This is a genomic window from Gluconobacter sp. DsW_058 (genome assembly GCF_002153615.1).
Classification (GTDB): Bacteria; Pseudomonadota; Alphaproteobacteria; order Acetobacterales; family Acetobacteraceae; genus Gluconobacter; species Gluconobacter cerinus.
Genome location: NZ_JOPH01000005.1, coordinates 97664 through 123091 on the forward strand (window position 1 = coordinate 97664; position 25428 = coordinate 123091).

Annotated in this window: 25 protein-coding genes; 9 read left to right on the forward strand and 16 right to left on the reverse strand. The window is 56.6% G+C overall.

Annotated elements, in window-relative coordinates:
• Positions 1-14: 14 nt before the first annotated feature.
• Complete coding sequence (locus HK24_RS03860) at positions 15-1097, forward strand: putative zinc-binding metallopeptidase (protein ID WP_086633389.1); 1083 nt, start codon at positions 15-17, stop codon at positions 1095-1097.
• On the opposite strand, the gene HK24_RS03865 is transcribed toward HK24_RS03860, so the two are convergent.
• Positions 1094-2026 (reverse strand): LysR family transcriptional regulator, encoded by a 933-nt coding sequence (locus tag HK24_RS03865; RefSeq protein WP_086633390.1) that lies wholly within the window; start codon positions 2024-2026, stop codon positions 1094-1096. The genes HK24_RS03860 and HK24_RS03865 overlap by 4 nt on opposite strands.
• A gap of 107 nt (positions 2027-2133) precedes the next feature.
• Here HK24_RS03865 and HK24_RS03870 point away from each other — a divergent pair, with 107 nt between their 5' ends.
• Entirely contained in the window at positions 2134-3156 is a 1023-nt protein-coding gene (locus HK24_RS03870; RefSeq protein WP_086633391.1) for an isocitrate/isopropylmalate dehydrogenase family protein, read from the forward strand.
• Positions 3157-3189: 33 nt separating this feature from the next.
• Complete coding sequence (acnA, locus tag HK24_RS03875; protein ID WP_086633392.1) at positions 3190-5880, forward strand: aconitate hydratase AcnA; 2691 nt, start codon at positions 3190-3192, stop codon at positions 5878-5880.
• A 57-nt stretch (positions 5881-5937) separates the two neighbouring features.
• On the opposite strand, the gene HK24_RS03880 is transcribed toward acnA, so the two are convergent.
• The 7 genes from HK24_RS03880 to HK24_RS03910 form a co-directional block, all read right to left on the reverse strand.
• Complete coding sequence (locus tag HK24_RS03880; protein WP_255376432.1) at positions 5938-6984, reverse strand: Hint domain-containing protein; 1047 nt, start codon at positions 6982-6984, stop codon at positions 5938-5940.
• Between the two features lie 173 nt (positions 6985-7157).
• Complete coding sequence (locus HK24_RS03885; protein WP_086633394.1) at positions 7158-7490, reverse strand: YegP family protein; 333 nt, start codon at positions 7488-7490, stop codon at positions 7158-7160.
• 110 nt (positions 7491-7600) lie between these two features.
• Positions 7601-8263, reverse strand: coding sequence for a LysE family translocator (locus HK24_RS03890; RefSeq protein ID WP_233126093.1), 663 nt, complete (start codon positions 8261-8263; stop codon positions 7601-7603).
• Positions 8264-8298: 35 nt separating this feature from the next.
• Positions 8299-9861, reverse strand: coding sequence for an alkyl hydroperoxide reductase subunit F (ahpF, locus tag HK24_RS03895; RefSeq protein WP_086633580.1), 1563 nt, complete (start codon positions 9859-9861; stop codon positions 8299-8301).
• Positions 9862-9959: 98 nt separating this feature from the next.
• Positions 9960-10523, reverse strand: a complete 564-nt coding sequence (ahpC, locus tag HK24_RS03900; protein WP_046900770.1) for an alkyl hydroperoxide reductase subunit C — start codon at positions 10521-10523, stop codon at positions 9960-9962.
• 167 nt (positions 10524-10690) lie between these two features.
• On the reverse strand, positions 10691-11815 hold the full coding sequence (gene add / locus HK24_RS03905; RefSeq protein ID WP_086633396.1) for an adenosine deaminase: 1125 nt from the start codon (positions 11813-11815) through the stop codon (positions 10691-10693).
• A 119-nt stretch (positions 11816-11934) separates the two neighbouring features.
• Positions 11935-12666 carry an SDR family oxidoreductase gene (locus tag HK24_RS03910; protein WP_086633397.1) on the reverse strand — a complete coding sequence of 244 codons (732 nt, stop codon included), beginning with the start codon at positions 12664-12666 and terminating at the stop codon, positions 11935-11937.
• Between the two features lie 145 nt (positions 12667-12811).
• On the opposite strand from HK24_RS03910, the gene HK24_RS03915 reads away from it, so the two are divergent.
• Both HK24_RS03915 and HK24_RS03920 read left to right on the forward strand, forming a co-directional pair.
• A complete protein-coding gene (locus HK24_RS03915; protein WP_086633398.1) occupies positions 12812-13744 on the forward strand; it encodes a hydrogen peroxide-inducible genes activator in 933 nt (310 codons plus the stop codon).
• A gap of 138 nt (positions 13745-13882) precedes the next feature.
• Positions 13883-14827 (forward strand): SMP-30/gluconolactonase/LRE family protein, encoded by a 945-nt coding sequence (locus HK24_RS03920; protein WP_086633399.1) that lies wholly within the window; start codon positions 13883-13885, stop codon positions 14825-14827.
• Positions 14828-14844: 17 nt separating this feature from the next.
• On the opposite strand, the gene HK24_RS03925 is transcribed toward HK24_RS03920, so the two are convergent.
• From HK24_RS03925 to HK24_RS03935, 3 genes are all read right to left on the reverse strand, one after another.
• Positions 14845-15309: a hypothetical protein gene (locus HK24_RS03925; protein ID WP_233126094.1), complete on the reverse strand. Its 465-nt coding sequence runs from the start codon at positions 15307-15309 to the stop codon at positions 14845-14847.
• 59 nt (positions 15310-15368) lie between these two features.
• Positions 15369-16622 (reverse strand): sodium:proton antiporter, encoded by a 1254-nt coding sequence (locus HK24_RS03930; RefSeq protein WP_086633400.1) that lies wholly within the window; start codon positions 16620-16622, stop codon positions 15369-15371.
• A 149-nt stretch (positions 16623-16771) separates the two neighbouring features.
• Positions 16772-17857 (reverse strand): DNA topoisomerase IB, encoded by a 1086-nt coding sequence (locus HK24_RS03935; protein ID WP_086633401.1) that lies wholly within the window; start codon positions 17855-17857, stop codon positions 16772-16774.
• Between the two features lie 93 nt (positions 17858-17950).
• On the opposite strand from HK24_RS03935, the gene HK24_RS03940 reads away from it, so the two are divergent.
• Positions 17951-18097 carry a hypothetical protein gene (locus HK24_RS03940; RefSeq protein ID WP_233126095.1) on the forward strand — a complete coding sequence of 49 codons (147 nt, stop codon included), beginning with the start codon at positions 17951-17953 and terminating at the stop codon, positions 18095-18097.
• Positions 18098-18241: 144 nt separating this feature from the next.
• Here HK24_RS03940 and HK24_RS03945 read toward each other — a convergent pair whose 3' ends face one another.
• Genes HK24_RS03945 through HK24_RS03960 form a run of 4 tightly spaced genes read right to left on the reverse strand, consistent with a single transcriptional unit; the run spans position 18242 to position 21469 of the window.
• Positions 18242-18898: a glutathione S-transferase family protein gene (locus HK24_RS03945; RefSeq protein ID WP_086633403.1), complete on the reverse strand. Its 657-nt coding sequence runs from the start codon at positions 18896-18898 to the stop codon at positions 18242-18244.
• A 2-nt stretch (positions 18899-18900) separates the two neighbouring features.
• Complete coding sequence (gene mnmA / locus HK24_RS03950; RefSeq protein WP_086633404.1) at positions 18901-19983, reverse strand: tRNA 2-thiouridine(34) synthase MnmA; 1083 nt, start codon at positions 19981-19983, stop codon at positions 18901-18903.
• Between the two features lie 5 nt (positions 19984-19988).
• A complete protein-coding gene (locus HK24_RS03955; RefSeq protein WP_046900759.1) occupies positions 19989-20303 on the reverse strand; it encodes a ferredoxin family 2Fe-2S iron-sulfur cluster binding protein in 315 nt (104 codons plus the stop codon).
• A gap of 17 nt (positions 20304-20320) precedes the next feature.
• Positions 20321-21469 carry a cysteine desulfurase family protein gene (locus HK24_RS03960; RefSeq protein ID WP_086633405.1) on the reverse strand — a complete coding sequence of 383 codons (1149 nt, stop codon included), beginning with the start codon at positions 21467-21469 and terminating at the stop codon, positions 20321-20323.
• 93 nt (positions 21470-21562) lie between these two features.
• Here HK24_RS03960 and HK24_RS13565 point away from each other — a divergent pair, with 93 nt between their 5' ends.
• Positions 21563-21727, forward strand: coding sequence for a hypothetical protein (locus HK24_RS13565; RefSeq protein ID WP_158092987.1), 165 nt, complete (start codon positions 21563-21565; stop codon positions 21725-21727).
• Here HK24_RS13565 and HK24_RS03965 read toward each other — a convergent pair.
• On the reverse strand, positions 21724-22815 hold the full coding sequence (locus tag HK24_RS03965; RefSeq protein ID WP_086633406.1) for a cysteine desulfurase family protein: 1092 nt from the start codon (positions 22813-22815) through the stop codon (positions 21724-21726). The genes HK24_RS13565 and HK24_RS03965 overlap by 4 nt on opposite strands.
• A 137-nt stretch (positions 22816-22952) precedes the next feature.
• On the opposite strand from HK24_RS03965, the gene HK24_RS03970 reads away from it, so the two are divergent.
• Both HK24_RS03970 and tyrS read left to right on the forward strand, forming a co-directional pair.
• Entirely contained in the window at positions 22953-23618 is a 666-nt protein-coding gene (locus HK24_RS03970) for an alpha/beta hydrolase (protein WP_064274695.1), read from the forward strand.
• Positions 23619-24171: 553 nt separating this feature from the next.
• Entirely contained in the window at positions 24172-25422 is a 1251-nt protein-coding gene (gene tyrS, locus HK24_RS03980; protein WP_086633408.1) for a tyrosine--tRNA ligase, read from the forward strand.
• The last annotated feature ends 6 nt before the right edge of the window (positions 25423-25428 follow it).

Consider the following 25428-nt stretch of genomic DNA (forward strand, 5'->3'; position numbering starts at 1 on the left):
AAGGTGCCGAAACAGTGAAGCTTTTCTCATGTCAGTGCTGCCAGCAAGCTCTGTATTTCGAAAATATTGCGTGTGAATCCTGCCATCATCCCGTGGGCTATCTCCCCGGTTTGGCAACGCTGACTGCGCTGGAACCGACCGGAACGGGCCGCTGGCACCCCGTGGAAGAGCAGGTCCAACATGCAGAACTCGTCTACTGTGCGAACCATGCCTATGACGCCTGCAATTGGCTGACGACACCAGACAGATCCGGCAGGGCCGCCATCTGCTTTGCCTGCCGCTTCAACCGGACAATTCCCAATCTCGACAATCCAAAAAATCTCGAACGCTGGCGGAAGATAGAAGTCGCCAAACACCGACTGTTTTACACACTGCTTCGCCTCAAGCTTCCAATCCGAAGCCGTTGGGAAGACCCTCATAACGGCTTGGAATTTGATTTTTTGGATGATGCCGCAGACGGCTCTGCCCCCATTATGACCGGCCATAACAACGGTCTGATTACTTTAGCCATCCGTGAAGCGGATGACGCCGAGCGCGAGCGCATGCGGGTGGAGATGGGCGAGTATTACCGCACGCTTCTCGGCCATTTCCGGCACGAAATCGGACACTATTACTGGAATGTTCTGGTTCGGGATGCAGGGCGCCTGGAGAGTTGCCGCGCAGTGTTCGGCGATGACCAGCAGGACTATCAGGAGGCCCTGCAAAATCATTACAACAACCCACCACCGGAAGACTGGCGGGAACGGCATGTCAGCATGTATGCGACGTCCCATCCTTGGGAAGATTTTGCAGAAACATGGGCCCATTACCTCCATATCGTTTCCACTCTGGAGACCGCATGGGTCTATGGCGTGACCATTCACCCCGTTCTGCCGGATGCATCACCCCTCTCAACCAACGGCCCCGGAAACGATCCGTATCTGACGTCCACATTTGACGAAATCATGGAGGCCTGGGTCCCCCTGACATCAGCAGTCAACAGCCTTAACCGCTCCATGGGCCTCTCAGACTTTTATCCCTTCGTGCTGACGTCAGGGGTGCGGGAAAAGCTGGCGTTTATTCACTCCCTGATCCGCGAGACACAGGCGCTCGGCTAGGAAACCGCCTTTCCTGTCCCGAATTGGCGCGTGCGCATCTGCCGAGCCTGATGGATGAAGTACAGTTTGGCGCCCGTCATACGGACAGACCTGAACACAAGATAAACCGGCGCGGTCAGTGCCGTGCGGGACGAAAGCGGAATATAGGTGATCTGCCCCGCATGGTGCTGCTGCATGGAATGAGGAACGACCGAAATCCCCAACCCCCCGGCGACAAGACTGAGGGCCGCCATGAGCTGCGGCCCTTTCTGGCGGATATTGGGCATAAAACCTGCCCCGAGGCAGGCATCCACGATCGTCTTGTACAGACCGTTGTTGTACTGGCTTTGATAAAGAATGAAGTCTTCATTCTCCAGATCAGCCAGTCTGAGCCCCTCTGGTGGAGGATTGTCCGCAAGGGGATGGGCCTTGGGCACAGCCACAACCATGGGCTCTTCCAGAATCAACTCCACCATAACGTCCGAAACATCCGGGATGGACGCACGGACAAACGCGACATCCACCAGATCGTCTCGCAAGGCGCCGAGCAACTGACTGGAATTCCCCTCTGCCAGGCCAAGCGTGACATCCGGCCAGCTTTCGCGAAAATACCCCAAAACAGCTGGTAAACTGGGGTGGCACATTGCTGAGTTGGTGAAGCCGACCGATAGCTCTCCGCTCTCGCCCCGCACGACACGACGGACATCTTCAACCGTCTCGTCTACACGGTCGAGAATGTCATAAGCCCCTTTGAGCATGCTGCGTCCGGCAGCCGTCAGGCGCATCCCTTTGGCATGACGCTCAAAAAGTTGAACGCCCATGGTTTCTTCACAGGAGCGCAACATCCGCGTCAGAGGAGGCTGCTGAATCCCCAGCCGTTCTGCGGCTCGTGTCAGGGTGCCTTCCTCCGCGATGGCAACAACGGCGCGGAAATGACGGAGCTCAACCATGCGATACCTTTAAGGTATGATGAAACCTGTATGGAAATATTGGATCTAACAGTTTTCCTCTCTAAAGTCCGCACGCCTTCTCACATACGGACAGACAGGACGCCCCCATGACCGACAAGATCCCCGCTACCCTTCTCGCCGGTGATGGTATCGGACCAGAAATCATGGCGTCTGTGACGACAGTACTTGATGCTCTGGGAGCGCCTTTTGTCTGGGACCATCAGAGCGCAGGCATGGGCGCTCTGGAGAGCCTGGGAAGCGCCCTGCCTGATGCGACGCTGGAAAGCATCGCCCGTACGGGCCTGGTGTTGAAAGGCCCGTTGACAACACCTGTTGGCAAAGGCTTCCGCTCTATCAATGTGACACTTCGTCAGCAGTTCGATCTGTATGCGAATGTTCGTCCGACGCAGACCATCGTGCCAGGCGGTCGTTATGAGAACGTCGATCTGGTCGTGATCCGGGAAAACGTTGAGGGCCTCTACGCCGCTATGGAACACTACATGCGCGTTGGGGACGATCCGGAAGCTGTGGCATACGGTGCCGGGTTCAACACGAGAGCGGAATGTAACCGGATCGTAAGGTTTGCATTCGAGTACGCTGTGAAGAACGGCCGCAAGAAGGTTACGCTGGTTCACAAGGCCAATATCCTCAAGATCCTGAGCGGCATCTTTCTGCATGAAGGCCGCCGCGTAGCCGCAGAATATGAAGGTCGCGTGGAACTTGAGGAGCGCATTGTCGATGCCTGCGCGATGGAACTTGTCATCAAGCCGGAAAATTACGACGTTCTCGTCACGACCAATCTTTTTGGCGATATCCTGTCTGATCTGGCTGCGGGGCTTGTCGGTGGACTGGGTATGGCACCAGGCGCGAATATTGGCGAGAAAATGGCTGTTTTTGAAGCCGTTCATGGATCGGCACCCGACATTGCAGGTCAGGGCATTGCTAATCCGCTCGCACTGATGATGGCAGCCAGCATGATGCTGGCCCATGTGGGACGTCAGGACCTGTCCGCCCGTCTTGATGCCGGCATGAAGCAGATCCTGACGACAGACAATATCCGCACCCGCGATCTCGGCGGCACGGCCACAACAGAAGACGTCACGCAGGCCCTCCTGCGCGCCATTCACTAAACCAGACGACACGACCAGCAGGGAACACACATCATGAAACAGGTTGGACGCGATCTTCTGGGCAGCCAGCGCGACCTGTCCGTTGACGGACAGACCTATCGCTATTTCTCTCTACCCGTCGCAGCGGAGAAAATCGGGGACATTTCGCGCCTTCCCGTCAGCCTCAAGGTTCTGCTCGAAAACGTCCTGCGTTTCACGGACGGCACGAGCTACAAAACTGAAGATGCACAGGCCATCGCAGACTGGCTGCAATACGCGGGTTCAACGCAGGAAGTGCCGTTCAAGCCATCCCGCATTCTGATGCAGGATTTCACAGGCGTTCCAGCTGTCGTCGATCTGGCCGCCATGCGCGATGGCATTCTGGCGCTCAACGGAGACCCGCGGAAGGTCAATCCGCTTGTGCCAGTTGATCTTGTGATCGACCATTCCGTCATGGTCGACGTGGCAGGCCGTGCAGACGCCCTTCAGCAGAACGTTTCTCTGGAATTCGAGCGGAATGGCGAACGTTATGCGTTTCTCCGCTGGGGCCAGCAGGCATTCGACCAGTTCCGCGTTGTGCCGCCGGGTGCGGGCATCTGCCATCAGGTCAATCTGGAATATCTGTCTCAGGTCGTCTGGACCAGCACGATTGATGGCGTGACCTATGCCTATCCGGACACGCTGTATGGCACGGATTCCCACACCACCATGGTCAATGGACTAGGTGTTCTGGGCTGGGGCGTTGGTGGTATTGAAGCCGAAGCCGCGATGCTCGGCCAGCCAATTTCCATGCTCATTCCGGATGTCGTCGGTTTTCGTTTGGATGGCAAGCTCCCCGAAGGCACCACAGCTACAGACCTCGTCCTGACCATCACGCAGATGCTGCGCGCCAAAGGCGTTGTCGGCAAATTCGTCGAGTTCTATGGCCCCGCACTGGACCATCTGCCGGTTGCAGACCGCGCCACCATTGCCAACATGGCTCCGGAATACGGCGCAACCTGCGGCTTCTTCCCTGTTGATGCGCTGGCACTGGATTATCTGCGCCAGACCGGCCGTGACGAACACCGTATTGCGCTTGTCGAGGCCTATCTACGGGCGCAGGGCATGTTCCGTGATGCCTCTACGCCAGAGCCAGTCTTCTCCTCCACGCTTTCGCTGGATCTCAGCACCGTCACGCCGTCTCTTGCAGGCCCGAAGCGCCCACAGGATCGCGTTGAACTCCGCTCTGCCTCCGAGGCTTTCGAGAAGGCCCTAACGGAGACGCTCGGCGTCAAACCGGAAAATACCATCGTCACCGCTCCGGTCGCTGGAACGGATTACGCGCTGGAGCATGGCTCGGTCGTCATTGCAGCCATCACGTCCTGCACCAACACGTCCAATCCGGCCGTTCTGATTGCCGCAGGACTGGTTGCCCGTAAGGCACGTGCACTCGGCCTGAAGCCCAAGCCATGGGTCAAGACCTCGCTCGCGCCTGGGTCACAGGTCGTGACCGATTATCTGGATCGTGCAGGCCTGACAGCAGATCTGGATGCGTTGGGCTTCGAAACCGTTGGGTATGGCTGCACGACCTGCATCGGAAACTCAGGCCCGTTGGCCCAGCCGATAGTTGATGCCATTGAGGGACATAACCTCGTGGCGACATCTGTCCTGTCCGGCAATCGGAACTTTGAAGGCCGTATTTCACCCAACGTTCGCGCAAACTACCTTGCAAGCCCGCCACTCGTGGTTGCTTACGCGCTGCTCGGGACGATGCGTCAGGACATTACGACAGCCGTTCTGGGCCACACGCCGGACGGCAAGGCCGTCTATCTGAAGGATCTCTGGCCCTCCAACCATGATGTTGCAGAACTGGTTGGGTCCGCGGTTACCCGGGATGCATTCGTTGAACGGTATGGTCGTATTACGGAAGGCACGCCGGAATGGCAGGCGCTTGGAACAGCCAGTGATTCAGCCACATTCAAATGGCAGCCTGGCTCCACATATGTGCAGGATCCACCATATTTTTCCGGCCTGACAGCTGACCCACAGACAACGAGTGACATATCAGGCGCACGCGTTCTGGCGCTGCTTGGTGACAACATCACCACCGATCACATCTCGCCTGCCGGCTCCATCGCAACGTCCTCTCCTGCAGGCGAATACCTTCAGGAACATCAGGTCGCGGTTAAAGACTTCAACTCCTATGGGTCACGCCGCGGCAATGACCGCGTGATGGTCCGCGGCACCTTCGCCAATATCCGTATCCGCAATGAGATGGCGCCGGGTACCGAAGGTGGCATGACACGTCATCAGCCGGATGGGACACTCATGTCCATCTATGATGCGGCCACGCGCTACGCTGACGAAGGAACACCGCTTGTCGTGTTTGGCGGCAAGGAATACGGAATGGGCTCGTCCCGCGACTGGGCCGCGAAAGGCACGCGTCTCCTTGGTGTCAAAGCCGTCATCGCCGAGAGCTTTGAGCGCATTCACCGTTCAAATCTTGTGGGAATGGGCGTTCTGCCACTCACGTTCGAACCTGGAACGACGCGTAAGACACTGAATCTGGATGGGACTGAAACCATCAATATTGCGGGCATCAGTGATCTGACTCCTCGCAAAACGTTGGTTATGACCATCACCCGTCGCGATGGCACACAGGAAAACGTTCCCCTCCTGTGTCGCATCGATACGGTGGACGAGGCAGATTACTATCGCCATGGCGGCATCCTGCCTTACGTCCTGCGCGGTATGGCTGCGGCCTGAACAAAAAAGTCTCTGCCCCCGACAAGGGGACAGAGCCAAAGCAGGAAATACCGGGCCTCAGGCTGTAAGCGATAGGCCTGCGTTGTTCTGAGGGGCCAGTTTGTATGGTCCGCCAGCTTTGATCTGCAGAGCAAGAATGGCAATGCTGTTGGAAGGGCGGCTACCAAGCGGCAGAAGACCACGACCGGCTGTCCAGCGCATGTTACCCTTCTCCGGATTGCTCCAGCCTTCCAGCGTCTCAGTCTTCAGATGAGCTGTAATCCTGTGAGTACGGCTCTCTTCAAACAGAGTGATATCACCAATCAGAACACCGAGGTTGCGTCGGTCATCTACAAACGGGCCGATAACGTCACTCGGGCGGCTGGTCCTGGAGACAATCCGCACGCTTTTAACGTTGGCAGGGATCATGAACATGACACGGTCATTGGCTTCACGGGTCTTGCGAATAACCATGTCCGTGTCCGTCACCAGGTGAAGATCGGCACCGTCCGTAAGAGGTGCATCTTCGGAAACCGTCTCTGAGCAGACCTTGCTGGCACGCGCATCAAACTGGTGGAATAGCGGCTCCACAAACTCACGCCTGACATCCAGCGGCGCATTCCCGTCTTCAGCCCATGTTTTAGCACGGCCACCCAAGGCGACGACATTGCCGCTTTGAGCAAATGAGCGACGATTTCCTGTGTCCAGATAGCTCTCTGTAAGAACGCCATTCGCAGTGATAACAGAGTGCTGCTCCGTCTCTACATGGTAATAGTCGTAAGACGTGATGCTCTTGTCGTAAAAAATGGAGCGACCGTTTACGAGCATCCGCACAGGTACGAATTTACCGTCGAAGAACAGGCAATGCTCAGCGGTGATCAGCAAGTCTTCATAGGGCACACCATCTGAGATGGCATCCTTGAGAACACGGACCGGATAACCAGCTTTGTCATCAGGCAGTCCTGGGCAGACAAAGGCCTTTTTGGTTCCAACCCACACGACCGGACGATTTACTTCGGCCTGAGCCTGCCAGTCATAAACGGTAACTTCATCGCCAATGCAGATATCTTCAACAGCGACCTCTCCCTGTGCGGTGCGGACCATTGATCCCCGCAAAAAGCACACGACAACCAGTGTTCTCAGATAAGTTTTGCCGTTGATCGTCGAAACCGTGAAGGTGGTTAGCCGGAGCCAACTTACGGCTTTCGTTAAAAATATAAGTTTTATAGCTTAGATTTTACTACATACCCCTGCATCAATAGTACCAAAATGATGCAGAGGCAGATTAACAGATCTTCTTATACAGTATCCACTGTCACAGCTGACGGTGCATTTTTCTTAACGGATTCAAGCCCGGCATTCCGCGCACTCTCGCTGCTGTACGCCTGACTGCTGCCAATCACCTGCCCGTTTGAAGCCTTCAGATTAAAGAACGGCTTTCCAGACGCTGAAATCTTACGCTCATAATGGGCGTCGTCAGGGGCATGCTTCTGAACGGAAGCAATACCATTCACCGCACTGGCTTTCTGCTTGTACCCTTCACTGGCAAGAATATTCTCTCCGTTAGCTGCTTTCAGGCGAAAACGATATTCGCCAGCAGTGTCGGTATAGAGTTCAAATTTTGCACTCATGATCGAGCTCCTTTCAGAACAGCATTCATCAGCAGACCCCGCATACCAGATTCAAGAAGACCTGCTGCTGTGAGCCTGCCACAAAAAGTGCTGAGAAATCGAGTCTGCTCTCAAGCCCGACGGGCAAGTGCCAGCTTAAGGCTGAACAGCAAGAAAACGCTGCCGGTCAGGCGGTCCATACGCCGTACGACAGTCGGGCTAGACAGAAAGCGTCCAAGGGGAATGGTCAAGGCGACCAGCAGTCCAAGCCATGCAAAAGACAGCAACGCTTGGATAGCAGTTAGCAGGAGCGAAAATTCGCGCACGTTGACATGAGGCGGAATGAACTGCGGCATAAACGTCATGTAAAAGACGCCAACCTTGGGGTTCAGCAAATTGCTCAGCAAACCGCGCCGAAAGGCCAGTCCTGCCTCTGGACGGTTCGTCGGCTGCTCAATGGCTGCTTCAGCCTCTTCTTTCGACAAGGATGATCGAGGATGTAGAAGCAGCTTGATGCCTATCCATCCCAGATAAAGAGCACCTGCCCATTTGACGGCTGTGAATGCTGTCTCTGACGCCGCCAAAAGGGCGGTCAGACCAAAAGCCGCTCCCAGGCCCCAGACACCAAGCCCAAGACAGATTCCCATAACCGCTGCCAGTCCGGCTTTCCAGCCAGACGTCGTGGCCGTTCGGAGGGTCATGGCGGTATCCAAGCCCGGCGTAATGGTGAAAACGGCGGCAGTCAGTGCGAAGGCAAGGAGGGGAAGCAGATAAGGATGCATGGCCTGAACCATATACATCCTTTTCCTTCTCCCCAAGGCCTCACCAATTATGCCTGCACAGGCAAGCGGATCAGGTAGTCAAAGGCAGACAGGGAGGCCTTTGCACCTTCACCCATGGCAATGACAATCTGCTTATACGGCACTGTCGTCGCATCACCCGCAGCGTAGATCCCCGGCACTGATGTTGCGCAATGATCGTTGATTACGATCTCACCATACGGGCTCAGATCCAGGGTTCCCTTCAACCAGTCCGTATTTGGCAGCAGACCGATCTGAACGAATACGCCGTCCGTCTTGATGTGGTGCAGGCCGCCATCAGCATCGCTGTAAGTCAGGCCCGTGACTTCCTTGCCGTCACCTTCGATCTTCGTGGTGAGCGCACTCATCAGAACCGTGACATTGGGCAGGCTCAGCAACTTGTCCTGCAACACCTTATCCGCTTTCAGGTGCGCACCGCGCTGCAAAAGCGTAACGTGTGAAACGATATTCGCCAGATCAATCGCTGCTTCTACACCGCTATTGCCGCCGCCCGTCACAACAACAGGGCGCCCCTTGTAGAACGGGCCATCGCAATGTGGGCAGTAGGCCACGCCCTTGGTGCGATATTCCTCTTCACCCGGAACGCCTAGCTGCCGCCACCGTGCACCGGTTGCCAGAATGACCGTCTTGGAATGCAGGCTCGCCCCACTTTCCAGAGCGATCTCATGCAAGCCACCAATCTGAGCCGCCGGAACAAGTTTGGCAGCTTTCTGGGACGCGATGATCTGCACGTCATACTGGCGCACATGGGCTTCAAGCGCAGCAGATAGCTGTGGGCCTTCTGTTTCCTTGACGGAAATGAAGTTCTCGATGCCAGCCGTATCCATCACCTGACCACCGAAACGGTCCGCAACGAGGCCCGTCCGCAAGCCTTTACGTGCAGCATAAATCGCTGCGGATGCACCCGCCGGGCCCGCGCCCAGTACCAGAACATCAAATGGTGCAACGTCGTTCAGCTTGGCAGCCGCACGCTCAACAGAAGACGCATCCAGCTTTGCCAGAATATCCGCGACTTCCATGCGACCAGAGGCAAATGGCTGCCCATTCAGATAGACCTGCGGCACAGACCGAATGCCAAGGCGTTCGACTTCTTCCTGAAAATCCGCCCCATCAATCGCGACGTGATGGATTTTCGGATTCAGGACGCTCATGGCGTTCAGCGCCTGCACAACATCCGGGCAATTCTGGCAGGACTGGGAGAAATAAGTCTCGAAATGGAAATCCCCGTCCAGCGCTTTGATCTGCTCAACAAGATCAGCGTCGATCTTGGGCGGATGACCGCTTACCTGAAGCAGCGCAAGGACCAGCGAGGTAAACTCATGCCCCATCGGGAGGCCGGCGAATGTCACGGCTTCAACCGAACCGGCCCGGCGAATCAGGAAAGATGGGCGACGGGAAGCAGTTCCGGCGTCGGAGAACGTCACCTTGTTGGACAGGCTGGCAAGGTCTTCCAGCAATCCACGCACTTCGGCGGAGCGCTCGTCGGTGCCAAGGGTAGCTTCCAGCACGACGTCACTGCGCAGATATTCCATATAGGCGCGCATCTGGGTTTTCAGGTCGTCCTGAAGCATCGTTTTCTCCAGCAATTTAAATTTGGTGAAATCTTGAAGAGCCCTGTCCCGATGAAGGGACAGGGAATGGTAAGGCGATCCCGCCTCACCCGGCAAAATCAGATCTTGCCGACGAGGTCGAGAGAAGGCTTCAGCGTTTCGCCGCCTTCCTTCCACTTGGCCGGGCAGACTTCACCCGGATGCGTGGCGACATACTGTGCAGCCTGGATCTTCTCCAGCAGTTCCGTCGCGGAGCGGCCAACGCCACCAGCCGTGATTTCGATGTACTGAACCTTGCCTTCCGGATCGAGCAGGAACGTGCCGCGATCAGCCAGGCCAGCTTCTTCGATCAGAACACCGAAGTTGCGGGAGATTACGCCCGTCGGGTCGCCCAGCATGGTGTACTTGATCTTGCCAATAGCCGGGGACGTGTCGTGCCAGGCCTTGTGCGTGAAATGCTTGTCCGTGGAAACAGAATAGATTTCAACGCCCAGCTTGTCGAAAGCGGCCTGATTGTCAGCCAGATCTTCGAGTTCCGTCGGGCAGACGAACGTGAAGTCTGCCGGATAGAAGAAGAAGACGGACCACTTGCCACGGACGTCTGCATCCGTGACCGTCAGGAATTCGCCGTTGCGGAATGCATCGGTCGAGAACGGGGCCAGTGTGGAGTTAATGCGAACCATCAGAAGGTCTCCTGCTTTGTCGCTCGTGTTAGGTTGCGGAACCTATGTCCCACAAAATGAGAAGGTCAGGAAACAGTTCCTGTCAATATGATTGATCGGTCAAACCGAACAGAGATCAAACCCTCATCACCACTACCTATTTCATATCAGCCCCACTGACCAGTCCTTCAAGCCCACTGACGACGAAAGGCTTCCAGCTTGCCCAGATAGATTTTGCGCTGCGCCGGGCTGATCCAGGCAGCCTCAAAACTGTTTCGCGCCAGCGTCAGAAGATCGCCTTTGCTCAACGCGCCATCGCCCTGCGCCACGACCAGGCTCTCCGCCACATAATTGCTCTTCATGTACGCAGGATCATCAGATGCGACCGTAACTTTCAGCCCCTGATCGAGCATTCCGCGAATGATGTTGATGTTTTCACCATTTTCCCGCAGCCAGCCACAGGCAACCGGGCAAACGGTAAACGCTGTGCCTCTGCGTTTTGCCACAGCCACCAGATCCGGACGCTCCAGAATATTGCCGCCATGATCAATGCGGTCTGCCTGAATGTCTTCCAGCACCTGCCGGATATGTTCATGCGTATCGAGCTGGTTCAGGTCACAATGCATCGTCAGGTGGAAACCGGCTTTACGGGCGCGGGCAAACACCTCCCGGAATTTGTCAGGGGGATTGTTCTTCTCGTCAGAGTCCAACCCAATGCCGACAATATGCTGACGGTACGGAAGCGCTGCCTCCAGCGTCTTCATGGCAGACTCAGCCGTCAGTTCCCGCTCGAAGCAAAGAACGAGCTGGGAGTCGATCTTCAGATTGCGGCGGCCATCAGCCTGCGCCCGCGTGAGACCATTCATAACCGTAGCGAATGGGATGCCACGATCCGTATGCATCTGCGGATCGAAGAATATCTCCGCATACAGCACATTCTGGGAGGCTGCTTTGGTCAGATAGGCATATGTGAGGTCATAGAAATCCTGCTCCTTGAGCAAAACGGTTTTGCCCTCATAGAAAATCTTCAGAAAGCTCTGAAGGTCGTGGAAGTTATAACTGGCCCGCATGTCTTCAACCGTGCTGTACGGCAGGGAGACCCCATTGCGCTGGGCCAGACGGAACTTCATTTCCGGCTCAAGCGTGCCTTCAATATGCACATGCATTTCGGCCTTTGGCATTGCATAGATGAAGCGGGTCATGTCATCGCCCGCTCCATCTGAAGCTGCCGCAGCCGATGCACGCCCGGTCAAAGCGATACTGGCTGAAAACAGCATTGTATTTGCCAGAAAAAACCTGCGCCCGAACGTCATCCTGTTTTCCTTTAGCGTTTACGCGGCATCCCCCTGCCCACGACTTTCGCAGGGAGAATGTTGCGCATCCGCTCCGATAACAAGGAGAGAAAACAGGATAGACCGCACGTTAATTTAGATCAGGCCGTCAGACCGCCATCTACCGGGAGGGACGCGCCCGTAATGTAAGAGGCCACAGGGCTTGCAAGGAAGCCTACGAAATCCGCAATATCAGCAACCTTGCCGTAGGAATTCGTCGCAGTGAAACTGCTGATCAGGGCCGCACCTTCGCCGTCAGCCGGGTTCAGATCCGTATCAATCGGACCTGGCTCGACCACATTAACGGTAATCCCCTTCGGCCCCACATCACGCGCTACGCCGCGGGCAAAGCCTTCCAGAGCCGCCTTGGTAGCGGAGTAAAGGGAAATACCCGGGAAAGGTGCGCGAGCACCAAAAGCAGAGCCGATGTAAATCAGGCGACCACCCTGCCCCAGATGTTTCACAGCTTCCATCGTCTCGATCATAACGGCACGAACATTCAGGTTCAGCACCTGATCGATCTGCTCAACAGTCATCTGATCGATCGGCCCATAAGGATAAATGCCGGCGTTACAGACGAGTGCATCCAGCCGACCAAATGTTTCCACGGCCTTCGTGACAACAGCGCGGTTACCTTCCGCTGTTCCGCCATTGGCCTTGATGGCAACAGCCTTGCGGCCCTTGGCTTCAATCTTGCTGACGATATCCGCAGCAGCTCTTTCGTTGCTGGCATAAGAGATCGCAACGTCATATCCGTCTGTGGCCAGACGAAGGGCGATTGCGGCCCCGATACCACGGGAACCACCGGTCACGAGAGCAGCGCGCTGTGTCATGGAGTCTTCATCCTTGCTGTGGAAATTCTTTGAAACCTTATACGCTTCGTCAGCAGATGTGTCTTGCCAAGGCCGATGACGCTTTCATGCAAATATAGGAAAAACCGCACTTCCATATTTTGGTGTTCGGTATTATCTATAATTCATGAGTTACGTTCCCCTTTCCGGCCTGTCCCTTCGGGACATCGAATATGTCGTGGCAGTGGATGACCTGCGCAATTTCTCCCGCGCGGCAGAACGCTGTGGTGTGAGCCAGGCGGGCCTTTCCGAGCAGGTCCGCAAGCTGGAGCAGCTTCTGGACGTTACGCTGTTCGAGCGCTCGCGCAGGCATGTTGCCCCCACACCTGATGGAGAGCGCCTGATTGCGCTTGGCCGTGAAGTTTTAACGGCAGCCCGGAATCTTCTGGAAGTCGCACGGACGCGCACCAGCCCGCTGGATGGCATCCTGCGCCTGGGCGTCATCCCGACGCTTGGCCCGTATTATATTCCCGGCACGCTTCCCCATCTGCGGCAGTCCTATCCGAACCTGAATCTGCGCCTGACAGAAGGAACGACGGATACGCTGGTCCAGTCTCTGCGAAACAACGAACTCGATCTGGCTCTGATGGCTCTGCCTGCTCCGTCGGAGGCGCTGGAAGCACTTCCTCTTTTCGAAGAGGCTTTTCTGGGGGTTTTTCCGGTTACGCACGAACTGGCTGGCAAGAACAGGATCTCCCTGAAACAGCTGGGTCGACCTGATCTTCTGTTACTGGAAGACGGCCACTGTCTTCGCGATCAGGCGCTGTCCATCTGCCCAACCATTCCCAGACAGCGCGAGACCAGACTGGCCACAAGCCTGGAGATGCTCTGGCACATGATTGGTGCGGGCGAAGGCTTCTCGCTCATTCCCCGGCTTGCTCTGCGCAACCGGATGGATTTTGAGAACCTCATTACCGTTCGCCCCCTTTCCGAACCCGAAGCAAGTCGGACAATCGGCCTCGTGTGGCGCGCCTCAGATCCACGTGCCAGCACATTCCGGGAACTCGGCATCTTTCTACGGCAGGCCACCCCCGAAGGATGCAAAATGTATCCGGCATGAACCCCGTGAACATCAGGGCGTTTTTGTAAAATATCGCTTTTCCGAAGGCTCTGTCCGGGGAAGCCAAACACTGCTGTAGGCCTGCGCCACAAATATGGCTGAGAAAGTCGCAATGCGTATTCAGATAAGACGCGCCGCGTGAAGAACGCTCTGATTGGTACATTCCTGCGGTTACCGGGTGCACCAGAAACATCAGGCCCTCTTCCAGGCATCCGGATTGATGACCCGGCACTCGCTGCCGTTCTGGATTTCGATATTCCGCTTCTGCTGCTCCACGAGGGAACAACGCTGGGCGACAGCCCGGTCTGGGATCAGGACCGCAACAGGCTCATCTGGTCAGATGTCATCTCACGCAGAGTGATGGCATGGCACCCGGACGGCCATGTCCACACCATTATTGATCCCACGTGGTTCATCAACGGCAATGCCCTCCTCCCGGATGGCACGCTGGTGCATTGCGAACAGGGACGTCGCTGCATCAGTCTTTCACAGGACGGTCAGGAAACCCTGCCCCTCATCACGCACTACCAGGGCGGCCGCCTTAACGCCCCAAATGCCATTATCACTGGCCCCAATCATACCCTCTGGTTCACTGACCCAATCTTCGGCATCCACTCTGCGAGAGAAGGGTATATCGCGGCACCAGAACTTCCCCATCGCAGCGTGTATCGATACGATCGAAAAACTGGGGATCTGACGCGCATGGCTGATCTGGATCAGCCCGACGCTCTGGCCTTTTCGCCAGACAGGAAAACCCTATACGTAACGGACACATCCAGAAAAATTGGCGGGCCCGGCTGCCACATTCATGCGTTTGATGTCGGCCGCCATGGAAAGCTGACAGGAAAGCGCCCCTTCTACAGCACGGAAAACGGCGTCCCTGATGGCTTGGCCGTAGACCATCGCGGATGGGTGTGGACCACCGCAGATAATGGGATTTACGTGCTCGACGCCTCGGGCTGTACGCTTGGGTCCATCCCTCTTCCGTGGTCACCAACAAACTGCACATTTGGCGGCCCGGAGAGCAGGCGCCTCTTCATTACCTGCCGCGAAAAACTGGTGGCTCTGGATCTGAGAGACTGAATCCAGAGCGCAGTTCTTTAGTTGGACGTATCGCAGGCTTTCTTGCTTCCCGGAAAATCGGAGCAACCAGCCTTACTGACGCCCCACTGATAATCCTTCTCGTCACTTGCCATGCCGTTCGGCTGAACCTGCGTCAAAACAGCAGACAGATCCGAGACGTGTCCGGCCGTGTATGTCAGCTCAACGTAGCCGTTATAGGCTCCGGGCGTTTTGTTCGCGCTCTCGAAATAGGTGGGCTTATGGTCCTTGCCTGGAACACCCAGAATAGACGTCACCTGTGCAGGCGTGGCTTTCTCAAGACTTTTCAACAAATCTTCCGTGAAGCTCCGACACGTCACTTCCGGTCGCTCGTCTTCACCCGGAAGAGCGGCCCAGCATCCTGCCTGTCCCGGGAACCCCTTGGCGGCAAACGCATTCCCGGACACGCCCATGACCGCACCCGTCACGATTAGTAGAACCATCATCCGCTTTAAAGTCACCATTTTATCGCACTCCTGCCGATCCATTTTCAGTCTGCCAAAATCTCTCAGCAGGCATACACTCAACTGGCGGCTTTCGGGTAAAGCCGATTGACCACCTTCTCCATCGTCAGTCCCTGCACGATGATTGTAAAGACCACCACCCCGTAGCAAACCGGCAGCAGCGTCTCCCTCAGTTCTCCCGGGGGCAACCCCAGGGCCAATGCCACGGAAATCCCGCCCCGAAGCCCACCCCAGGTCAAAACACCGAGAGCTCTGCCACGCTCACCTTTTTTCAGGTGAACCGGCATTGTGGACAGAAACACACTCAGTCCGCGAACAATCACGGACAGTGGAATGATGATGAGTGTCGCCACAAGGTTGGGCAGATGTGGAGTAATTTCGAGAAGCTCAAATCCGATCAGCAGGAACAGCAATGCGTTCAGGATTTCGTCGATCAGCCCCCAGAACGTGGTGAGCTCCTGGCGGGAATGCTCCGGAATTGCACGCTTGCCTGTATCGGTCGCCAGCCACATCCCTGCCACAACCACGGCAATCGGGCCGGACATGTGCAAAGAGCTGGCGAGGCTGTAAGTGCCCGTTGCCAAGGCCAGCGAAGCCAGCAGATCAATCTGCATGTCCTGCACGCCCCGAATGATTTTCAGGGCGACCCAGCCCAGCACACCTCCCAGCACACCACCACCGACCGCTTCCACAAGAAAACGAACGATGAAATCCGTCATTGCAACGCTATGGACCTCTCCAGTCGCAAGACCGATGACGGTCCCATACATCACAATGCCTACGCCATCGTTGAACAGGCTTTCTCCTGCAAAGGTGGCCTGAAGAGCTTCTGGCAACCCTAGCCGACGCAACATTCCCACGACGGAAACCGGATCCGTCGGCGCGAGGATGGCCCCCAGAACGACACACCAGCTGAAAGGAACATTCATGCCTAGCAGCGGAAAGACTAACCATGCTGCGCCTGCCAACAGCCCTACGGCCAATACCGTTCCCAAGATAGCCAGTGCAGCTACAGCCTTTCCGCGGGAGAGCAGTAGTCCGAGATTAACCTGCATGGCCCCAGCGAAAAGAAGGAAGGACAGAGCCCCTTCCAGAAGCGTTTCTGGAAGATTGACCTGCCCGAGAAGGGTCCGGGGAATGTGCTGAAGGTCGTAGCCTGGCACCAGAGGATTGATCAGCATGATCAGCATCGAAATGACCATGGAAATCAGGAGAATACCGATGGTCAGGGGGAGCTTGAAAAGGCGCTCGTTCAAAACCCCGAAACACGTTGCTCCCAGCATCAGCAAGGCAAAGAGACCCAGCGAGTTCATCCGTTCTTCTCCTCCTGACAGTGCATCATGCACTGACCTTCCGTCGCCAGCCATCAATTCCGTTGCGACGCATTTTTATACGGTCCGTCAGAAACAGAAGCTTCTGTAACAGGCAGAGTTTCCTGCGAAAGATTTCAACATACTGCGGTTCAGGACTTTGATGTGCCGTTATTTCGAAGATGCGGCAAACGGTTTGCCAGGAAGCCCGTCACCGCTGCTTCTTCAGCCGATAATCCATGCTCCGGCATATCCAGAACATCCTGCGCCCGTTTCTGAAACGCGGCCCTTAAAGTCCCGTCCAGGTGCCCATCCACCACACAGGGATTAATATAGCTCTTGCGACAGACCGCAGGCGTATTTCCAAGCCGGGCAGCCACGGACTTCACCGCTTCCACAACCTGCTTTTTGGCTTTCGCTTTCGTATCGTAGCCACTGAAGGCACAGAGCGTGACGGCAGCCAGTTGCGTGGCAGCCCAAGTGCGAAAATCTTTGGCCGTAATGTCCTCACCAGTGATGGTCTGAAGGTAGTCGTTCACGTCCTGTGAGTGCACATCGTGCCGTTCACCGTTTTCATCCAGATACTGGAAGAGACGTTGCCCCGGCAGATCTTCGAGCCGTGACACAAGCCGCGCCAATCGAGCGTCGGACAAATCCAGATGCTGCTCAATCCCATGTTTGGCCCTGAAATCAAGCGTGACGTGCTTTCCGATCACATCCACATGCCGGTGCCGCAGCGTCGTCAGGCCATAACTACGGTTTTCGCGTGCGTACCGGTCATTTCCAATACGGGCCATCGTCCGTTCCATGATGAAGACAATCGCGGCTAGAACGCGGTCCCGGTCCAGCTTCTTTCGCGCCAGATCCCTTGCCACCTGCGCTCTCAAGGCAGGAAGATGCTCACTGAAGACAAGCATTCGACCGAACTTGGCGACGTCCCGGGTTTCCCGCCATTTAGGATGATAGCGATACTGCAACCGCCCCCGCGCATCTGTACCAACAGCTTGCAAATGACCATCGGGATCAGCACAGATCCAGACATCGCGATAAGCCGGAGGAATTCCCAAGCGTTTCAGGCGCCCAATAACGCTCTGGTCCGTGATGCGCTCTCCGGAAGAATCGTAATAGGCGAAGCCTTTGCCGGCTCGTCTGCGGGTAATTCCTGGTTCCGTCCTGTCCACATAATGCAAACCCGCGCGCCGGGCCTGTTTCTGCTCAGGTGAAAGTCTTGCTGTCACGGTTTCGCGGTTCCCTGTCCGTCCAACTGTAACAGCGTGCTGCTGGAACCGGAGTTTCGTCAGATCTGCTTACGCTTCCTGATACTTCCTGACATGACACCTGCTTTTCCACAGGTGACTTACAAGAAGGGCATTACGGGTAAGGGATACAGATGTGAAACGACTGTTGTTGGGATGCAGTATGCTCCTGCTCGCAAGCTGCGCATCGCATGCACCGTCCGATATGTCAGAAACTGCTGACAGCAACGATGCCCCGTCGTTCAATCAGACGGGCAGTGGCCCTGGTGGAGGCCGCGGCGGCGGTAACAGCATCTGGTCTAATGTGTTTCGCACCGCCCTTCAAACTGGAATGGGCTTCGTTCACCACTGAACGAAGCCAGACTCTTACTTGTCTTCGTAGTTCAGTCGCCACTCAACAGGCTCTGCATCCGCAAGGCCGTACCATTCCTTCATGAGCGGATGGTGCAACATGCTCTGAACCCAAGCTTTCACAACGGGGTCAACATTAAGTTGATACGTGTGAATCCGGATAGCGACGGGCGCATACATGCAGTCAGCCACCGTCAGGACGTCCCCGAACAGATACGGCGTGGCCGTGCCGGAGCGCAGAAGTGCCCCCTTCAGGGTCTCACTCAGCAGAGCAACATCCTTGGCCAGGTCTTCGCTGATTTCTGACAAAGGCGCTGGAACACGTTCCACATCCATCGGGCAATTCTGCCGGATTGGGCGGAAACCGGCGTGCATCTGGGCGCTGATGCTGCGGGCATGAGCACGCACCACACGGTCCTGCGGCCAAAGAGCGGGCTCGTGCTCGGCGCAGTATTCGCAGATGGCCAGACTTTCCCAAACATGCGCGCCATCATGTTGCAAATACGGTACCAGCTTGTTGGGCGACAGTGCGTGGATTTCCGTAGTCTTGCCACCGCCCTTGAGAGCAATGACCTTCTCTTCCACATCCAGCTTCGCCAGCTTGACGGCCAGCCAGCCACGCAAAGACCAGGACGAATACCGCCGCGACCCGATCAGAAGTGTCCCCGCCATGCTTACGCTCCCGCCAGAATAAACCCGCCGCCCAGAACACGGCTCCCATCATACAGAACACAGGCCTGCCCCGGGGCTGGCATGGCTGGCTCCAGAAGCTCAACGAGTGCCTCACCATTCGCCAATGGCTTCACCACTGCATCCCGGAGCTTCTCACGGGCACGGATCTGCACACCACAGGATACACCTTCCGGCGGAGCATCAATCAGCCAGTTCATGTCCCGCAGACGGATCGCCTTGCGCGTTTCAACTTCGGTCGCCTGAACGCGAGGTCCAACAACAATCCGGCGCTTTGGCACATCAATCCGAGTTACCATCTGGCGTTCGCCAACGGCCGTATGGATGTCTCCCAGCCGCTTGCTCTGCCCAACCGTATAGCGCGCAACGCCTTCATGATGCCCAAGGACCTTGCCCTGTTCATCCACGATCTCGCCTTCACCCCGAATTTCGGGACGAAGCTTCTCCACGATATCAACGTAAGACCCGCTTGGAACGAAGCAGATATCCTGACTGTCCGGCTTGGCCGCGATTTCCAGCCCTAGCTCCTGCGCCAGTTCACGCACATGCGCCTTGTCCGGCATCTCGCCGAGCGGGAAGCGAAGGTAATCAAGCTGGTCTTTCGTCGTCGCGAACAGGAACCAGGTCTGGTCCCGCTCTGCATCAACAGGGCGATGCATTTCAGCACCAGACGGACCTTCAACACGCCGGACGTAATGTCCGGTCGCCATCGCTTCACAACCCAGATCGCGGGCCATGCCCAGAAGATCCGTGAACTTCACGCCCTGATTGCAGGCCACGCATGGCACGGGAGTTTCCCCACGCGCATACGCATCCGCGAAGTTCTCAATCACGCTGTCACGAAAGCGACTTTCCGCATCAATGACGTAATGCGGGAAATCCAGCTTATCCGCCACGGCGCGGGCATCCATGATGTCGCGTCCGGCACAACAGGCCCCCGGCTTGGACGCCTGACCGTGATCGTAAAGCTGGAGGGTCGCGCCGATCACCTCGTGGCCCTGCCTTTTGAGCAGCGCGGCCACTACGGAGCTGTCCACGCCTCCCGACATGGCAACGAGGATACGCATGGTCTTCAGCCCGCCTTTGGAAGCTGAACAGTCAGGCCGTCCAGATCTTCGGTCATAACGATCTGACAACCCAGACGGGACGTCTGCTCAAGGCCGAAGGCCAGATCCAGCATGTCCTCTTCATCGTCGGTCGGCTCGGACAGCTTACCAGCCCATTCCGGGTCCACCACGACATGGCACGTCGCACAGGCCAGGGAGCCTTCGCAGGCGCCTTCGAGGTCAATGTCATGCTTGTGAGCGATTTCCAGCACCGACAGGCCGACAGGCGCGTCAACTTCACGGCGGGAACCGTCACGTTCGATAAAGGTCATCTTGGGCATGGGCTGTCCGTCTTGTTTCAGTCTCTTGAAGGTTGGCAGGTACGGACAGCCTCGATCAGAAGAGCCGCCGCACGGTCAATACCGGGCTTGGAGGTAGAGCGTCCGACCGACAGGCGCAAGCACCGCGATGCTTTCTCTGCAGAAAGTCCCATCGCCGTCAGCACATAAGAGGGGGTAATTTCTGCGGCCGAGCAGGCTGACCCCGTAGACATGGCAACTTCCGGGACCCGTTCAAGGATGTCCGTCGCCCGCACGCCTTCCGGCAGACAGAAATTCAGTGCACCCGGCAGGCGCGAGACTTCACGTCCATTCAGTTCACACCCTGGAAGTGCCGTTTCAATCTGGCGCCACAGATCATCCCGCAGGGCGGAAATCTGCAAAATATCCGTATCCAATCTTTGTTTCGCCAGCTCCGCAGCTTTCCCGAACCCCACGACAAGAGGGGTGGGCAATGTGCCTGAACGAAAGGCCCGTTCCTGCCCTCCCCCGGAAAAGAGCGACTGTAGTCGCACACGGGGCCGACGCCGCACATACAGGGCACCGATCCCCTTGGGGCCATACATTTTGTGCGCGGAAAAAGACGCCAGATCGATACCATCCAGCGAAACAGGCAACTTCCCCGCCATCTGCGCCATGTCAGTGTGAAACAACGCTCCAGCCTCATGGGCGATTCGTGACAGGAGTGGAATGTCCTGCAGGATGCCCGTCTCATTATTGGCCGTCATGATGCTGACAAGCAGTGTCGGCACCGCCAGTGCCTCCCGCAGAGCCTCGGAATCAACACGCCCTTGCCCGTCCACTCCCAGGATAAGAGGGTCAAAGCCTTCAGTCTCCAGATCCCGCACGGATTCCAGAACGCATTTATGCTCAGTAGAGACGGTAATGACGCGACGACGCTCATTGCCCATGCGCTTCAGGTGGCGAGCGGCTCCCTTAATGGCAAGATTGTTGGCTTCCGTGGCTCCAGACGTAAAAACGAGCTCCCGGGCTTCAGCCCCGATCAGGTCAGCGATAGTCTGGCGGGCTGCATCGACAGCCTGCGCCGCTTTCTGGCCCGGGCCATGAACACTATGTGGATTACCAAAATCCTCTGTGAACCAGGGCAGCATTGCTTCCACAACCTCAGAGGCGCAGGGCGTTGTGGAAAAATAGTCCAGATAAATCACGCTATACCTTCCACTAACCAACACAGATCCTTACGGTTCCAGATATAGATGGGCTTTTCAGCCTCGAACCCTGTTTCAGGCAGAGGATGCCTCATGGACGCGCGCGCCCTTGGCAGCACACTGTTTGCCATCGCCTTCGGTATTCTACTCCTCAGCCTCATTTCTCCTTTAGGCCGATGGATCAACGCCCGCAGCGCCCTTCTGGAAGAGCAGGCCCGGAAACTCAGGCTGGAAAATGACCACATGAGCGCGCCTTAACGTTTACTTAAACGACGCGCCATACGCTCATAGGCATCACAAAACGCGTCAACCTGCCCTGCCCTCACATTCCACGGCAACGACACTCGTATGGCCTGAGAGGCCCCGGTCGTCTCTCCCATCGCCGTCAGAACATGAGATGCCGCGACCTTTCCAGAAGAGCATGCCGATCCGGCAGACACACAAAACCCTTCCAGATCAAGCGTCATGAGCTGCACCTGTGCGGCAACCCCGTCGAGGATCAGGCAGCTTGTGTTCGGCAGGCGGGCGACCTCACGCCCGGCAACACGGGCTCCCGCTGCCATCGCCACCTGTTCGACGTGCTCCCGCAGTGCCTCAATAGCGGACCAGTCTTGCGCCTGCGCCTCGTCAAAAGCAGCAGCCATGCCCAGAATAGCTGGCAAAGGTTGCGTTCCTCCTCGCCGACCGCGCTCCTGACCACCGCCCACCATCAGGGCATCAATCGGTTCATCCCGTGGCAGCAGCAACGCGCCTGCGCCTTTTGGTCCGCCCATCTTGTGCCCCGAGAGAGCAACGCTGCACTCAGTCAGGCTGAAAGGCAGTCGCCCAGCGCTCTGAACCGCATCCACATGCAGATGTGCGCCCGAGTCGCGGCAGAGTGCAGCCACATCCTCCAGTGGCGACAAAACCCCTGTCTCGTTATTGGCGGCCATGACACAGACAAGTGTTGGTGCCCCATCCGCGAGACGCTGACGGAGAGTTTCAAGGTCCAGAATGCCCTGGTCATTCACCGGAATAACGTCCGCATTCGGGGCGGCCTTACGAACGGCATCATGCTCGGTTGCGCCGATCAGGATCCGACGCCCCTGACCGAACGCATGAATGGCCATTGCGTCAGCCTCCGTGCCACCTGATGTGAACACACAGGTCCCGGAAATCCGCCCGAAACTCGCACTGATACGACTACGGGCATCTTCAAGACATCGCCTGGCTTCGCGCCCTTCCGCGTGGACCGAAGACGGATTGCCGGACAGCAGCAGACCGGACAGCACAGCCTCCCTCGCTGCGGGTCGCAGAGGCTCGGTTGCATTGGCGTCAAGATAGGTCGGAGCAGATGCGTTCGTCATGTTCTCTAGATCGTGCAGAGTTGCAGGAATCGCAATCCCGAGTCGATTTTGGTGGAAATTCTGGCTTTCAACTCGATATACAGACGCCCACCGGAAGGCAGGGCCGTAATCCTGCCGGACATAGAGCGAGAGTATTCATGCCTGAAGTGATGTTCGCCGGCCCAGATGGCCGGCTTGAGGGTCGTTACCACCACTCCAGCGAACCAAACGCTCCCCTCGCCCTGGTGCTGCACCCACACCCGCTTCACGGCGGCACCATGAATAATCGTATTACGTACACGATGTATCGCCACTTCGAGAAGATGGGCTTCTCGGTCATGCGCTACAACTCGCGCGGCGTCGGCCGCTCCCAGGGGCGTTACGATGGCGGTATCGGAGAAATCTCCGATGCAGCTGCAGCACTTGACTGGATGCAGATGGTCAACCCGAACTCCAGCGAACTGTGGATCGCCGGATACTCGTTCGGGGCGTTTGTCGGCATGCAGCTTCTGATGCGCCGCCCTGAAATCAGTGGTTGGATCAGCGTTGCGCCTCCAGCCAATGATTATGACTTCGGCTTCCTTGCACCTTGTCCGTGTAGTGGTCTGATGATCGCTGGCGGCAAGGACGAAATGGCTCCCGAGCCAGGCATCCGCAAGCTGGTCGACAAGCTCAACACGCAGAAGAATGTGACGGTCGATTATCGTATCTTCGACGATGCCGACCACATTTTCGCCAAGCAGGCTGAGCGCGTCGGAGAAGCACTGGAAGATCACGTCATGACCATGCGTGGCCGCAAGGCTCTCGCACTGGCCGCCGACTGATCCCGGTTCTTCAACCAGGACTATAAAAATAGCCTGCTTTCCTCTCCGGATCGCAGGCTATTTTTTTATTATTGAAGCTCTGACCCTGTCAGTTCGGAGTGACGAACCTCAAAATCGCTTCAGCATCTTCATTGCGCTTGACAACGTTGAACATGCCCCTGCTTGGTTCCAACTCTTTAAGACTGAAGATAGTCGTGAAAGGGTACTGAAATAAAATAGGAGATAGGGTTCTTCTCGAATCAGAGATCTTAAGCATAAGCCCGCTTAACAGATCATCCATAGTCTAAAATTAAACTGCAACACGTTCCAAAAATGTTGTAGTTAGCGATATGCTTGAGGCAGTCAGTCCCTCCAGAAAGTTTTAATCTTCTTTCAGAAGCTTATTCTGATCGATCGGCCGCAGTGCAATAACGTTGGAAACTCCACACTCCAATATAGCAAACAATGACCATCCCGTTGCGTCTGGTGTCATGGGGCACATGGTCGTGCTTTGCGCGATGTTATGATAGACAGACCTTCCCCTTTTCCGACAGCGCAGCAGCAAGACCGATCCATGCCAAAGAGTCCGTTCCTTCTCGAAGCCCAGGCACGCGGCCTGATTTTCCAGTGCACCGACCTCGACGCCCTCGATGAAGCCATGTTGGCTGGACCGATTACTGCCTATGTAGGCTTCGACCCGACGGCGGACTCCCTGCATGTCGGCAATGCCATGTCCATTATGGCGCTGCGCCTGTTGCAGAAGCATGGTCATCGCCCGATTGCCCTGATGGGTGGCGGCACGGCAAAGATTGGTGATCCGTCTTTCCGTGACGAAGCCCGTTCGCTCATGACGAACGACACCATCGCGCACAACATCGCTGGCATTGAACAGTCCCTGCGCCAGTTCATCACCTTCAGCGACGAAGACCCATCCAGCGGCGCGATCCTCGCCAACAATGCGGAATGGCTGGACAAGCTGTCCTACATCAATCTGCTACAGGACGTCGGCGTTCATTTCTCCATCAGCCGTATGCTGTCTTTCGAGAGTGTGAAGCAGCGTCTGGACCGTGAGCAGGGCCTGACGTTCTTGGAATTCAACTACTCTATCCTTCAGTCCTACGACTTCCGTGAATTGAACCGTCGCCATGGTGCGGTGCTTCAGATGGGCGGTTCGGACCAGTGGGGCAACATTGTTGCCGGTATCGATTTAACACGTCGTACTGATGGCAAGCAGGTGTTTGGTCTCACCACGCCTCTCGTCACCACATCGTCCGGCGTGAAGATGGGCAAGTCTGCACAGGGCGCCACATGGCTCCGTGCCGAGAAGCGCTCGGTCTTTGACTACTGGCAGTTCTGGCGCAACACGGAAGACGCCGATGTCGGCCGCTTCCTTAAGCTCTTCACGGATCTTCCTGTTGAAGAATGCGAACGTCTGGGCGCCCTTGAAGGGGCCGAGATCAACGAGGCCAAGAAGATCCTCGCCACGGAAGCGACTGCGATCTGTCACGGACGCACGGCTGCAGAAGAGGCTGCCGAGACGGCCCGCAAAGTCTTCGAACAGGGCTCCACAACGGCAGCTCTTCCGGAAATTGATCTTCCCGCCAATATGCTGGCCGAAGGCCTTCCGGCGTTCCGAGTATTTCAGGAGGCCGGACTGGCCGCCAGTGGTGGTGAGGCCCGTAGGCTGATCCGTGGCGGTGGTGGCCGCGTCAATGACGTCGTCATTTCCGATGAGAACCAGACCTTCACCCTTGACGATCTCCGCGAGGGTACGCTGAAGGTCTCGTCCGGCAAGAAGAAGCACATTCTTATCCGTCCGGTCTGAACCTGA

Bases quoted from the DNA above. Each gene is read 5' to 3' on its own strand.
- HK24_RS03865 (WP_086633390.1), bottom strand. From the start codon at position 2,026: ATGGTTGAGCTCCGTCATTTCCGCGCCGTTGTTGCCATCGCGGAGGAA.
- HK24_RS03870 (WP_086633391.1), top strand. From the start codon at position 2,134: ATGACCGACAAGATCCCCGCTACCCTTCTCGCCGGTGATGGTATCGGA.
- acnA (WP_086633392.1), top strand. From the start codon at position 3,190: ATGAAACAGGTTGGACGCGATCTTCTGGGCAGCCAGCGCGACCTGTCC.
- HK24_RS03885 (WP_086633394.1), bottom strand. From the start codon at position 7,490: ATGAGTGCAAAATTTGAACTCTATACCGACACTGCTGGCGAATATCGT.
- HK24_RS03890 (WP_233126093.1), bottom strand. From the start codon at position 8,263: ATGGTTCAGGCCATGCATCCTTATCTGCTTCCCCTCCTTGCCTTCGCA.
- ahpF (WP_086633580.1), bottom strand. From the start codon at position 9,861: ATGCTTCAGGACGACCTGAAAACCCAGATGCGCGCCTATATGGAATAT.
- ahpC (WP_046900770.1), bottom strand. From the start codon at position 10,523: ATGGTTCGCATTAACTCCACACTGGCCCCGTTCTCGACCGATGCATTC.
- add (WP_086633396.1), bottom strand. From the start codon at position 11,815: ATGACGTTCGGGCGCAGGTTTTTTCTGGCAAATACAATGCTGTTTTCA.
- HK24_RS03910 (WP_086633397.1), bottom strand. From the start codon at position 12,666: ATGACACAGCGCGCTGCTCTCGTGACCGGTGGTTCCCGTGGTATCGGG.
- HK24_RS03915 (WP_086633398.1), top strand. From the start codon at position 12,812: ATGAGTTACGTTCCCCTTTCCGGCCTGTCCCTTCGGGACATCGAATAT.
- HK24_RS03925 (WP_233126094.1), bottom strand. From the start codon at position 15,309: ATGGTGACTTTAAAGCGGATGATGGTTCTACTAATCGTGACGGGTGCG.
- HK24_RS03930 (WP_086633400.1), bottom strand. From the start codon at position 16,622: ATGAACTCGCTGGGTCTCTTTGCCTTGCTGATGCTGGGAGCAACGTGT.
- HK24_RS03940 (WP_233126095.1), top strand. From the start codon at position 17,951: ATGACACCTGCTTTTCCACAGGTGACTTACAAGAAGGGCATTACGGGT.
- HK24_RS03945 (WP_086633403.1), bottom strand. From the start codon at position 18,898: ATGGCGGGGACACTTCTGATCGGGTCGCGGCGGTATTCGTCCTGGTCT.
- mnmA (WP_086633404.1), bottom strand. From the start codon at position 19,983: ATGCGTATCCTCGTTGCCATGTCGGGAGGCGTGGACAGCTCCGTAGTG.
- HK24_RS03955 (WP_046900759.1), bottom strand. From the start codon at position 20,303: ATGCCCAAGATGACCTTTATCGAACGTGACGGTTCCCGCCGTGAAGTT.
- HK24_RS13565 (WP_158092987.1), top strand. From the start codon at position 21,563: ATGGACGCGCGCGCCCTTGGCAGCACACTGTTTGCCATCGCCTTCGGT.
- HK24_RS03965 (WP_086633406.1), bottom strand. From the start codon at position 22,815: ATGACGAACGCATCTGCTCCGACCTATCTTGACGCCAATGCAACCGAG.
- HK24_RS03970 (WP_064274695.1), top strand. From the start codon at position 22,953: ATGCCTGAAGTGATGTTCGCCGGCCCAGATGGCCGGCTTGAGGGTCGT.
- tyrS (WP_086633408.1), top strand. From the start codon at position 24,172: ATGCCAAAGAGTCCGTTCCTTCTCGAAGCCCAGGCACGCGGCCTGATT.